We start from the raw sequence: 10,632 nt of genomic DNA, 5'->3' as shown, positions 1-10,632 counted from the left end.
CGCTCGTCTCGCCCCCCCCCAACAAACCCCGACCCGGGAGAAAGGACACGACGTGCCGAACACTGTCGAGTCGATCGTTCCAACCGATGAGGGAGTCTTCCTCATCCGCGACGTCTCCGCCGACACCCCGGAGTCGCAGCAGCCGGCATGGATCGCCGCTCGCAACCCCGGCAGCCGCGGCGGCCGGCTCCTCGGCGTCGCAGGTCCCGCCATGCTCGTCCGTTGCGCCACCCAGTACGGCAGACCCCTGCTGCGGATCGAACCGCTCGACGCCGAACCCGACACCACCGAACCGCCATGGCAATGGGAACCCCACGCTGTCCTCACCCTGCCCACCGGTCGGCTCCAGGTCGATGTCGTCGAAGGGCGCGTCCCGGACATCATGCTCGACATCCCCGTCGGCCCAGGCCCAGGCGACTACGGCATCCGCCTCGGTCACACCGGACGCACCGACATGCAGACACGCGCCACCGAAGTCGAACGCGACACCCAGACCGCCGACACAGAAACATCCATCGCCGCATGGCGCACCCTCGACGGCGTCGAGCAGTATGTCCTGTGCATCTGGCCGATCACCGTCACCAACTGAGCTACCGAACTGGCGCTGTTGCATTTTGCGTCGGGAGACGCGGTTGAGCTGGTGCATCCGGCTTCAGATGGCGGCGGCGAGTTCGGTGAACACCGCCGCGATGCGCAGCCCGCGGGCAGCATCGAGGCCGAGTTCGTAGTGGCCGCGGCGAACGTTCTGCATGAAGGCGTGTCCAGCGATGATCACGGTGGCTGTTCGGTCGGTGCGGAGTCCGCGCATGGGTCTGAGCCGGTGTTTGAGCTGGCTGTGATCCGTCTCGATCCGATGGTTGGCGTAGCGCTCGACGTGATGCCACGCCGACGGGACCAGCTCGTCGAGCACCGCTGGATAGACAGCCGCGGCGTCGGTGACAACCTCGCTCGGCGTCACCTTCAACGTGGCCAACGCTCGGCGGAAGAACCGGCGGGCTGCGGCGGCATTTCGGTGGGCGGAGACGAGTACGTCGATGACCTTGTTCCTGCCGAGAAATACATCCGTACCGGTCAGCAGGCATCTCGATCTTCGAAGCGGATCTTGGTCAGCTCCTCTCGTGTTTCCCGACTCATCGTCGTCGGTGACTACGCGATGATGCCGCTTCATGCTGTTGCGACTGGCGTACCTGGGTGCGCACCCTCAGCCGACCCGCAACCGATCGAGGGCGGCCGTCCAGCCTGCGTCGTACAACTCTCGGGACACTCTGAACCACCTGGTGTAGGTGTTCTGCTCCCGGTCCGCATCCCGCTCCCCGTCGCCCTCTGCGACGAAGATCTGGTCGTCCAGCTGCCAGACCACGATGTTCCATCCCTGGTCCGACTGGTAGTACGGTTTCTCGAGCGTGCCGCGGGGGATATCCGCAACGGTCCAGGCACGGATCTTGTCTACCGGTTCGCTCCACCAGACCCAACGGATTCTGGTGGCGGGCGATGCGACGATGTAGGCCAGATTGAGCGACTCCACCCCCTGGTCTTTCCCCCACATTGTGAGCTCGACGGTGAAATCGTGGGCATCAGGGAATTCGTCCAGGCTGAACCCGGTCAGGCCGCTGGTGAGGTAGTCGATCATCATTAGCTTCACCTTCTCACAGGCGGTGAGGTAGAGGCGAGCGCCCTGGAGCCTTGGCTCATCGCTATCCGGGGTTCGCTGCACCTGCTGTGACCCGCACTGTCAGGTTGGAAAAGACTCAATGCCCGTGGCCGTGGCGGGCGCACGGTTCGAGCAGGCACTCAGCAGTGCCATCGCGAAGATGACGGCCGCCGCCCGGGCTGTGGTCAGCATGCCGGCGCCGACCAGCTGAGGTAGCCGAGGGTCTTGCGCATCCGTAGGCACTTGCCACTGGTCAGTACGGCGATGGCGATCTTGGTCTCGTTCTTGGCCTCAAGGTCATGGCCGAGTTTCGAGACCGTGATCTGATGCGAAGCCGTGGCCGCGACCCGTTCCGGGGGTTGCGGCTGAGCTGCTCTACCGCAACCTCGGCGACTTGAGGGCCGCTGCCTCGCGGGTGCGGCCCTGGCTCTCGTAGAGCGTCAGGGCCGAACGCCGGGCCGATGTCGCCTCGGCGTCGCGGCCGAGGGTCAGAAGGACGTCGGCGAGGTGCACGAGCGTGTCGGCCTCCTCGTAGGTGTCGCCGAGCGCCCGGCGCAGGTCCAGTGCGGCTCGGTAGTGCTCAAGGGCGTCGGCGGGCCGCCAGCCGTGGTGGGCGATGTACCCGAGGCTGTCCCTGGTGTACGCCTCGATCTCCCGGAACCCGTGGACCTGGCTCAGCGAAAGGGCCCGCCGACAGTATCGCTCGGCGGGCTCGAACTCCTGGACGCGGGCGTGGTACCAGCCGGCCGCGTTGAGCGCCTCGGCCTCGCGGGCCGGGTTGCCCAGTCTGGAGCGGATACGCAGGTTCTCCCGAGCGTGGTGCAGTGCCTGCCGATCGTCGCCGACCCGTTCCCAGGCCAGCGCCAGGTTGAGGTGTGTCTGGGCCTGGCCGTCGGCGTCGCCGGCCGCTGCGAAGCCCGCCGCAGCCCGCTCCAGGTGGTGCAGCGCAAGGTCGTGCCCGCCGAGCGGGACGTGTGCGCGACCCAGCAGCCGGTGGCACAGCGCCGCCGCGGCCGGGTCGCCGGTGGTGGCCGGGAGCGCGGCTCGCAGCGCCGCGACCCGCTCGGCGAGCCGGCCGCCGCGCCAGTGGAAGGTGTCGAGGGCCCAGGCGAGGCGCCACACCGCGGCCTGCGAACCGTGCTCGGCCGCCGTCTGCTGGGCCGCGGCGAGACACTTGTGCTCGGCGGCGAACCAGTCCATGGCCTCGGAGTCGGTGAAGGAGCGGGTGACGGCGACGCCGTCGAGCGGAGTGCGGTGCGGTGCCAGTGCGCGGTCGGCGGCCACGGCGGTGTCGGCGTACCAGTTGGTGAGCCGCTCCCGGGCTGCGGCGATCACCTCGGCCGGCTGGTCGTGGGCGCAGCACTCGGCGGCGTACAGGTGCACGAGGTCGTGCATGCGGTACCGGCCGGGTGCATGCTCCTGGAGGAGATGGGCGGCGGTGAGCCGGCGCAGCGCGGCCCTGGCCGATCCGGCTGGCTGCCCGGTGAGCGCCGCGGCGGCCGGAACGCCGATGTCCGGCCCGGGCGCGTCGCCCAGCAGCCCGAAGATCCGCGCGAGAGCGGGCTCCAGGGCCTGGTAGGAAACGGCGAAGACGGCCCGTAGGTCGGCCCCGAGGTCGTCGGCGTCCAGGGCGTCAAGCCGCGCCGCCCGGTCGCTGAGCTCCTCGGCGAGAGCGGCCAGTGGCAGCGCCGACTGGATGCGGGCCCGGGCCGCGACGATGCTCGTGGCGAGGGGCAGCCCGGCGCAGTGGGCGACGAGCGCGTCGGCGGCCTCGGGCTCTCGCGCTGCCCGGCCCCGGCCGACGTGGCGCATCAGAAGCTCCCGCCCCTCGGCGCTGGGCAGTGCGTCGAGGGTCACGGGCCGGGCGCCCGTGGTCGTGACCAGCCCGGCTAGCTGCCTGCGTCCGGTGACCAGGACCATGCAGGCCGGGCTGCCGGGTAGCAGCGGTTCGATCTGGGCGGTGCTGCGGGCATTGTCGAGCAGCACGAGTACTCTGCGGCCGGCGAGGAGGCTGCGGTACAGCGTCGCCCGGTTGTCCAGATCGTCGGGGATCTCGCCGGGTGTGACGCCGAGTGCCTCCAGGAAACCGCGCAGGGCGACGGTCGCCGGGACCGGCTCACCGGTCGGGTCGAAGCCGCGCAGGTCGGCGTAGAGCTGCCCCTCGGGGAACCGCTCGGCGTTGCGGTGTGCCCAGTGCAGGGCGAGCCAGGTCTTGCCGATGCCACCGATACCGCCGATGGCTGCGATCCCCATCGCATCCGCGGTGGCGATCCGGTCCAGCTGAGCCAGTTCCCCGGCCCGCCCGACGAACACCGCTGGCGGTGCCGGCAGCTGCCGGGGCGGGTTGCCGGCCGACGCCGGAACGGCCGGCACGACAACCGGGGGAACCGTGCCTGCCAGCAGTTGCTTGTGCAGTCGTTGCAGTGCCTCGCCCGGGTCGTTGCCCAGTTCTTCGCGCAGCCGCGCCCGGGCCAGCCGGTAGTGGGCGAGAGCGTCGGCAGCGCGGCCGACGCGGTACAGGGCGAGCATGAGCTGCCCGGAGGTGCGTTCGTCGAGCGGGTGCGCCTCGGCTCGGGCGAACAGCCCGGCCAGCGCCTCGCCCGCACGGCCGATGCGCAGCCGAACGTCGTCGCGGTCCGCCTCGGCGGCCAGCCGTTCCCGCTCGGCGGTCGCCCGTAGCAGGTTGAAGTATGGCGTGTCGAGGTCGGCGAATGCGGTGCCCTGCCACAGTCCGAGCGCCTCGTCGAACAGCGCCGCCGCGGCCGGGTCGTCGCCTGCGGCCCTGGCCCGCGTGCACAGGTCGCGGAAGCGGTGCAGGTCGACCGTGGCTGGCTCGGCCGCCAGCAGGTAGCCGCCAGCTCGCCGGATCAGCGCCGGCCCGCCGTCGAGGGCGGCTCGTAGCCGGGACAGGTAGCTGTAGAGGGTCGGTGTCGCCCGTCGCGGGCGGGCGTCGCCCCACACCCGCTCGACGAGGTCGCCCGTGCGTACCACCCGGCCGGCGTCGGCCAGCAACGCCGCCAGCACGCCCCGCTGCCGGGCGGGGCCGACCGCGACGGGCACGCCAACGCGGACGGCCTCGATGGTGCCGAGCAGTCGGAACTCCAACGTCGCCTCGACCGTCCTTCTCCGCGCTGGGGCCGCCGATTCAAGGTTTCTTCAACCTTTGCGCATCCATGATCGCGCATGGTCGTCCCATCACCGGTACCGGCCACGGGGAGGCACCGATGAACACCACATTGACGGTCGCCGCAGCGGCAGTCAGCAGCCGGGTGGAGGTCCTCACCGATCTCGGCCTGACCGGCCAGGACGTGGCCCGCCACGTCACCAGGTGGGTCAGCCGCCTTGACGTGCTCGCCATCCGCGTGCCGGCGACGAGCCGCGCCTGAGCGTTCAACGGCAAGAGTTCCTCAAAGCAGGGCCGGGTGATAGTCCACGGTGGATGGCACTGGGAGTGAAGCGTCGAAGCCCCTGGCCGTCCGGAACCGTTCGGAATCATTCGTGAACGGTTCCTTCAGTCGCATCGAGTGATATACATCTCGATCATTTCCTCCGAGACGGATGGGAGCACATCATGCCGAACCTTCGTCGCAGGCTTACCCGAGTCGTGGGTGTTGCACTGCTCGTCATGGGCGGGCTGGTAGCGTTGGGCCAGCCAGCCTTGGCCGCCGCCCACACATGCAATGGCTCGGAGCAGTTCGTCACCTCAACCACCGGGGCCCGGGTCTGCTACTACGACGACACGGCGACCTACAAGATCTGTGACACCGCGACCGGGAACCACCCTGCGGTGACGATCTACTATGGCGACGGGACCTCGGCGACCTGGCACGAGTACCCGGGCTACAACAAGTGCGGCCCCGAGTACTCCCTGGACTGGGACGCCACCGGCATGCGAGCCCGCAACTACAACGGGAGCACTCTGGTGAATTCGGGTCCCTTGGTCCTCTTCGCGTAGGCAGCGGCCCGCCGGGCCCGTCGGCATCCTGCTGGCGGGCCCGTGCTACGGCCCGGCCAGGGACGGGACCGTCTTGAAGCGGTGTAACTCGAATAAGAGGGATACCGTTTTGGGATCTGTGACTACCGAGATCGAGACCGCTGACGCGGCTGTGGATGAGTTGTCGGCAACGGTGCCGGTGCAGGCTGGGCCGGTGGACGGGCGGCAGGCCGCGACGGCCGAGGCCCCTGGACCCGGCGTTGGTGGCCCGGTTGGCGGGTGGACGCCGACGGCGGCAGGACCCGGTCGTCGGGTAGGCCGATCCGCAGTCCGAGCGCCGGTGCACCGAGCACCGCGACGCAGGCGAGCCCGGCGGTGGCGAATACCAGTGGCCGGCGCATCACCCGGCCACCGAAGCGGTGCCAGCCCAGCCCGCTGGCCGCGGCGGGCGCCTGGCCGCGCCGCAACGCCCGCGGACCCGAGGACGGCGAGCGCGGCGGGCAGCAGGGTGAGCGAGCCGATCACCGCCATCGCAACGACGGCACCGTCCAGCCGAGTCCGCATCCGTGTACACACTGGTCTCCCAGGCGCCCCGTCATGCAAGACGCGGATCAGTTCACCGTTGTACGAGAGGCGCTGTTGCATTTGCCGATCGGAGGGCGCGTTGCGGCGAGTGCCGCCGGTCATCAGATGGCCGTGACGAGTTCGGTGAACGCCGCAGTCACGCGGAGTCCGCGTGGGGCGTCGTGTCCGAGTTCGTAGTGTCCGCGGCGCAGACATCCCACGCGGTTGATCTGTCAAGCTGCAGCCCCTTGTTCTTCGGTTTGGGTGGTCGGGAACGCGGTGGCTTCGTTGTAGCGTTGGCCGGTTTGTAGGCAGTGGTGCAGGCAGCCGAGCAGGCGGTTGAACAGGTTGCGTTGGGCGGCGGCGTGGCGGTCGCCGGCGGCGCGGCGGCGGTCGTAGTGCGTGCGGGCGCCGCGGGATGCGCTCAGGGCGGCGAACGCCCACAGGTAGCCGGTGGTGGCCAGGCGTTGATTCTTGACTCGGCGGTGCAGCACCGCCGTGGTCTTGCCGCTGGCGCGGGTGATCGGGGCGGCGCCGGCATAGGCTTTGAGTGCTCGCGGATCGGTGAACCTGGACCGGTCGTCGCCGATCTCGGCGAGTATCCGGGCGCCGGTGAGCTGGGCCAGGCCGGCGAAGCTGGTGATGATCTCGGCGTCGGGGTGCTGTTCGAAGGCCTGTTCGGTGGCGTCGGCGAGTTCGGCGGCGCTGGTGGCGGCGGCGTCCAGGGCACGTAGCAGCGCCAGGGTCCGGGTTCCCATGGCGTCTTCGACGCTGGGGAGTTGACGCAGTTGTTCGCTGCGCAGGGCTTGGCGCAGGCGGGTGGCTTCGGCGTTGATGCCGCGTTGCCTGCCGGCCCGGCGCAGCAGCGCCGCGATCTGAGGGGTGGTCAGCTTCCGGGCTCGGGCCGGGGTCGGCGCCGCGGCCAGCAGGACCCGCGCGTCGGGGCGGGTGATGCCGTCGCGGACTCCGGCGAAGGCGTTGAGGAACGCGGGGAAGTACTCTCGCAGATGGGAACGAAGCTTGTTGTGCGCCTGGGTGCGGTCCCATACCGCGTCCTGCTGGGCGCGGGCCAGTACCGCGATCGCCTGGGCCAGTTCGGAATCGTCGGGCAACGGCCGGTGCGCGGCCATGTCGGTGCGCAGGATGTTGGCCAGGACCATCGCGTCGCCGTGGTCGGACTTCTTGCGTGAGACCGTGTGCCGGTCGCGGTAGCGTGCCACGGCCATCGGGTTGATCGCGAACACCTGCCGACCGGTTGCCCGCAAGCAGGCAACCAACAGTCCTCGTGATGTCTCGAGCGCGACCGGCACTCGCTGCCCGGCGTCGTCGCCGTGTTCGGCCAGCAGTTGCAGCAGCTCCCGCAGGCCGGCCGCGTCGTCGTTGATCCGTCGCCGGACCAGCAAGCTGCCCTGCTGATCCACCACGGCGACATCGTGATGATCTTCTGCCCAGTCAATTCCGCAGAAGACGCCCGACATGAAGTCCTCCTTCGCTCTGACGTGCTGTTCAGGTCCGCGTCTGTGCGAGGCACGCAGCTCCCTAATGGCAGGGCTCCGGGGCCCGACATCCCACCAGCCGTTCGTGACCCCAGCTCACCGCACAGCCCTCGGTCTTGCGCGAAGCTCGCAGACTTCGGTCCGTCAAGAGGTCAACCTGTGCGGTCGGCTCGGACCAACACGACTCCTACCAGCACAACGCCGGGCACGCACACGGGATGGGTCCGGGCGCGTCGGTCTGCGCCAAGAGATCGAATCTCAAGTTCTGCACAGACGTCACCCGCACCCATCCCGTGATCTGCAAGAAAGGCCACCGCGATGGCGTCCCTCCACCCTCAGAGGTCATTGCCCCTGGTCCAGTGCGGACAGCCGGCTCAGCGCTCCCTTACATGCCCATTAGGTTCTGCATGAACGCGTGTCCGGCGATGATCGTCTGCGCGGTCCGGCCGGTGCGCAGCCCGCGCATCGGTTTGAGCCGGTGCTTGAGTTGGCTGTGGTCGGCCTCTATCCGGTTGTTGGCGTGGCCTTCGACGCGGTGCCACGCGGATGGGACCAGCTCATCGAGCACCGCTGGGTACACCGGTGCAGCGTCGGTGATCACCTCGGCGGGTCGCACCTTCAACGTGGCCATCGCCCTGCGGAAGAACCGGCGTGCCGCCGCGGCGTCGCGGCGGGCTGAGACGAGTACGTCGATGACCTGGCCGTGCTGGTCGACGGCGCGGTACACGGACCGCCAGACGCCGTTGACCTTGACATAGGTCTCGTCGGTGAACCACCTGTCACCGGGTATATGCCGGCAGAACCTGGCGGCGGCGGCCAGTAGCGGGGTGAAGCGTTGTACCCACCGGAAGATGGTGACGTGGTCGACCTCGACGCCACGCTCGATGAGGAGTTCCTCGACGTCGCGGTAGGAGAGGTTGTAGCGCAGGTACAGCCGGACCGCGACCACGATCACCTCCGGCGGGAACCGGAACCCGACGAAGGCGGACTGCGGTGGCGAGGGCGACCGCCGGCTTGGGAGCTTCACTGCTCAAGCCTCGATCTTGCCGAACGACGAATGCAACAGAGCGGACCCGGGTCACTGACGACGGGAAGAACGGGGAACTCCCCGCCGCGACCGGGCACCCGCGTCACGATGCCAGCCGCCGATACACATCCGGTACATCCGTGGTACGCCCCGGCCGGAGCGCCGCGGTGCGCAGACGACGGTAAACAAACCGTAAGGGCGAGGTCGCAGAGTTCTGTCCAGCCACCGGCACCAGTCCGGCGGCCGGCCCGTTCCAGTCCGACATTGCCGCGAAAGGTCGTCCGATGAGTTTTCCATGGAAGCGCACCACCATCGTGGGAGCGGCTATTGCTTTGGTCGCCGCGGCCGCACCGGCCGCGTCCGCCGCCACACCGGACCACCGCCCGGCAGCCGCCGGATGGCAGGGCGCGTGGGCGGCCGCCCAGCACCACCCCCTGTCGGACGGCGGCAGCGGACCCGGCTGGTTCCTGGACGGCTTCGCCAACCAGTCGGTGCGGCAGGTGGTCCGGGTCAGCACCGGCGGCTCGCGGGTGCGGATCCGGCTGTCCAACCGGTTCGGCGTCGAACCGCTGCACGTGGCCGGGGCGACAATCGCCAAGGCCGGCTCCGGGGCGGAGCTGAAACCCGGCACCTTGCACGCACTGACGTTCGGCCGGCGGCTCTCGGCCACGATCGCGCCGGGTAGGGAGCTGACGTCGGACGCGGCCGGCCTGCCGGTCTCTGCACTGGATTCGCTCAGCGTCACGCTGTACTTCACCAAGCCGACCGGGCCGGCGACGTTCCACGACCTGGGATTGACCACCGCGTACCGGGCGTCCGGCGACCACCGGTTCGACCCGTCCGGCACCGCCTTCGCCGGCGACACCAGCAACTCCCGGTACTACCTGGCCGGCATCGACGTCGACGGGCAGCGCACCGCCCGCGGCACGGTTGTGGCGTTCGGTGACTCCATCACCGATGGCTATGGCACCGCGACGAACACCGACAACCGCTACCCTGACGAGCTGGCCGAACGACTGGTCTCCGCCGGCAAGCGATTCGGTGTGGTCAACGAAGGAATCAACGGCAACAAGCTCCTCGGCGACTCGACCTGCTATGGCGAAAAGGGGGTCACGCGCTTCCACCGCGACGTTGTCGCCCAGCCCGGCGTACGCACGGCGATCGTGTTGCTCGGCACCAACGACATCGGCGGTGGCGGCTATCCGGACTTCGGCTGCGGCGCCTCCGCGGTGGTCACCGACCGGCAGCTCATCAACGGCTTCCGGGCATTGATCCGGACCGCGCACGCCCACGGCATCAAGATCATCGGCGCTACGCTCCCACCGATGAAGGGCGCCGCCGGCTACGACACCCCGCGCAATCAGGACGTCCGCGCCGCCGTGAACCAGTGGATCCGGACCAGCGGCGAGTACGACGCCGTGGTGGACGTCGCCGCCGTCCTCACCGACCCCGCCACCCAGGCGCTGCGCGCGGAGTACAACTCCGGCGACCAGCTGCACCCCAACGACGCCGGGGCGCGGGCGATCGCCGCGGCCATCGACCTCGCCACCCTCTAACCGACATTCGGAAAGGGACCTCTGATGACTGGCCAAGACGTCACCGATTACGTGCAGAACCGGCTCTCACCCAACCACCGGGACATCGTGCTTGTCCTGCGGGAACTCGTCACCGAGGTCGCACCGACCACCAGCGAGGTGATCAGCCGCGGGTCGCTCGCGTGGAAGGGGAACCAGATCCTCGCGATCATCAGCCAGAGCAGGACCCACCTCACGCTCGCCTTCGCCCGGGGAGCGGAGTTCACCGACGAGCACGGCCTGCTCGACGGCATCGGCAAGAACACCCGGCACATCAAGATCAAAAGCTTGGAGACGATACCCCGGGCTGCGGTACGCGACTATCTGCAGCAGGCCGTGGCGCTCGACCGGACATAACGTCCGATCGAATCCACCCTGCCGGGCCG

At 69.3% G+C, this 10,632-nt stretch carries 9 protein-coding genes and 1 pseudogene; 5 read left to right on the top strand and 5 right to left on the bottom strand.

The genetic code is table 11. The features are described from left to right. Positions 1 to 589, top strand: a 589-nt coding sequence (locus AB0K00_RS31275) for a hypothetical protein (protein WP_363527487.1), incomplete at its 5' end; no start/stop codon positions are given. 63 nt (positions 590 to 652) lie between these two features. Here the strand turns inward: AB0K00_RS31275 and AB0K00_RS31270 are convergent. From AB0K00_RS31270 to AB0K00_RS31260, 3 genes are all read right to left on the bottom strand, one after another. Next, the gene (locus tag AB0K00_RS31270) at positions 653 to 1,168 is read right to left on the bottom strand and encodes a DDE-type integrase/transposase/recombinase (protein WP_363527484.1); all 516 of its coding nucleotides are present in this window, start codon (positions 1,166 to 1,168) and stop codon (positions 653 to 655) included. Positions 1,169 to 1,201: 33 nt separating this feature from the next. Continuing rightward, positions 1,202 to 1,633: a hypothetical protein gene (locus tag AB0K00_RS31265; RefSeq protein WP_363527481.1), complete on the bottom strand. Its 432-nt coding sequence runs from the start codon at positions 1,631 to 1,633 to the stop codon at positions 1,202 to 1,204. A 393-nt stretch (positions 1,634 to 2,026) separates the two neighbouring features. After that, positions 2,027 to 4,756, bottom strand: a complete 2,730-nt coding sequence (locus AB0K00_RS31260; RefSeq protein WP_363527478.1) for a BTAD domain-containing putative transcriptional regulator — start codon at positions 4,754 to 4,756, stop codon at positions 2,027 to 2,029. Between the two features lie 119 nt (positions 4,757 to 4,875). Here AB0K00_RS31260 and AB0K00_RS31255 point away from each other — a divergent pair, with 119 nt between their 5' ends. Both AB0K00_RS31255 and AB0K00_RS31250 read left to right on the top strand, forming a co-directional pair. Beyond that, the gene (locus tag AB0K00_RS31255; protein ID WP_363527475.1) at positions 4,876 to 5,037 is read left to right on the top strand and encodes a hypothetical protein; all 162 of its coding nucleotides are present in this window, start codon (positions 4,876 to 4,878) and stop codon (positions 5,035 to 5,037) included. A gap of 185 nt (positions 5,038 to 5,222) precedes the next feature. Further along, positions 5,223 to 5,606: a hypothetical protein gene (locus AB0K00_RS31250; protein ID WP_363527472.1), complete on the top strand. Its 384-nt coding sequence runs from the start codon at positions 5,223 to 5,225 to the stop codon at positions 5,604 to 5,606. A 776-nt stretch (positions 5,607 to 6,382) separates the two neighbouring features. On the opposite strand, the gene AB0K00_RS31245 is transcribed toward AB0K00_RS31250, so the two are convergent. Both AB0K00_RS31245 and AB0K00_RS31240 read right to left on the bottom strand, forming a co-directional pair. After that, positions 6,383 to 7,627 (bottom strand): IS110 family transposase, encoded by a 1,245-nt coding sequence (locus tag AB0K00_RS31245; RefSeq protein WP_363527469.1) that lies wholly within the window; start codon positions 7,625 to 7,627, stop codon positions 6,383 to 6,385. 415 nt (positions 7,628 to 8,042) lie between these two features. Then, positions 8,043 to 8,672, bottom strand: a pseudogene (locus AB0K00_RS31240) (IS6 family transposase); the annotation flags it as partial. Positions 8,673 to 8,956: 284 nt separating this feature from the next. On the opposite strand from AB0K00_RS31240, the gene AB0K00_RS31235 reads away from it, so the two are divergent. Next, positions 8,957 to 10,228, top strand: a complete 1,272-nt coding sequence (locus AB0K00_RS31235; protein ID WP_363527466.1) for an SGNH/GDSL hydrolase family protein — start codon at positions 8,957 to 8,959, stop codon at positions 10,226 to 10,228. A 24-nt stretch (positions 10,229 to 10,252) separates the two neighbouring features. Further along, positions 10,253 to 10,603 carry a DUF1801 domain-containing protein gene (locus AB0K00_RS31230; RefSeq protein ID WP_363527463.1) on the top strand — a complete coding sequence of 117 codons (351 nt, stop codon included), beginning with the start codon at positions 10,253 to 10,255 and terminating at the stop codon, positions 10,601 to 10,603. The last annotated feature ends 29 nt before the right edge of the window (positions 10,604 to 10,632 follow it).

Origin of the sequence: Dactylosporangium sp. NPDC049525 (assembly GCF_040676755.1) — a bacterium.
Classification (GTDB): Bacteria; Actinomycetota; Actinomycetes; order Mycobacteriales; family Micromonosporaceae; genus Dactylosporangium.
The sequence above is the reverse complement of the archived record's forward strand: the minus strand, read 5'-3'. Positions and strand labels throughout refer to the sequence as shown.

Coding starts and splice junctions, on each gene's coding strand:
- AB0K00_RS31270 (WP_363527484.1), bottom strand. CDS start 1,168: ATGAAGCGGCATCATCGCGTAGTCACCGACGACGATGAGTCGGGAAAC.
- AB0K00_RS31265 (WP_363527481.1), bottom strand. CDS start 1,633: ATGATGATCGACTACCTCACCAGCGGCCTGACCGGGTTCAGCCTGGAC.
- AB0K00_RS31255 (WP_363527475.1), top strand. CDS start 4,876: ATGAACACCACATTGACGGTCGCCGCAGCGGCAGTCAGCAGCCGGGTG.
- AB0K00_RS31250 (WP_363527472.1), top strand. CDS start 5,223: ATGCCGAACCTTCGTCGCAGGCTTACCCGAGTCGTGGGTGTTGCACTG.
- AB0K00_RS31245 (WP_363527469.1), bottom strand. CDS start 7,627: ATGTCGGGCGTCTTCTGCGGAATTGACTGGGCAGAAGATCATCACGAT.
- AB0K00_RS31235 (WP_363527466.1), top strand. CDS start 8,957: ATGAGTTTTCCATGGAAGCGCACCACCATCGTGGGAGCGGCTATTGCT.
- AB0K00_RS31230 (WP_363527463.1), top strand. CDS start 10,253: ATGACTGGCCAAGACGTCACCGATTACGTGCAGAACCGGCTCTCACCC.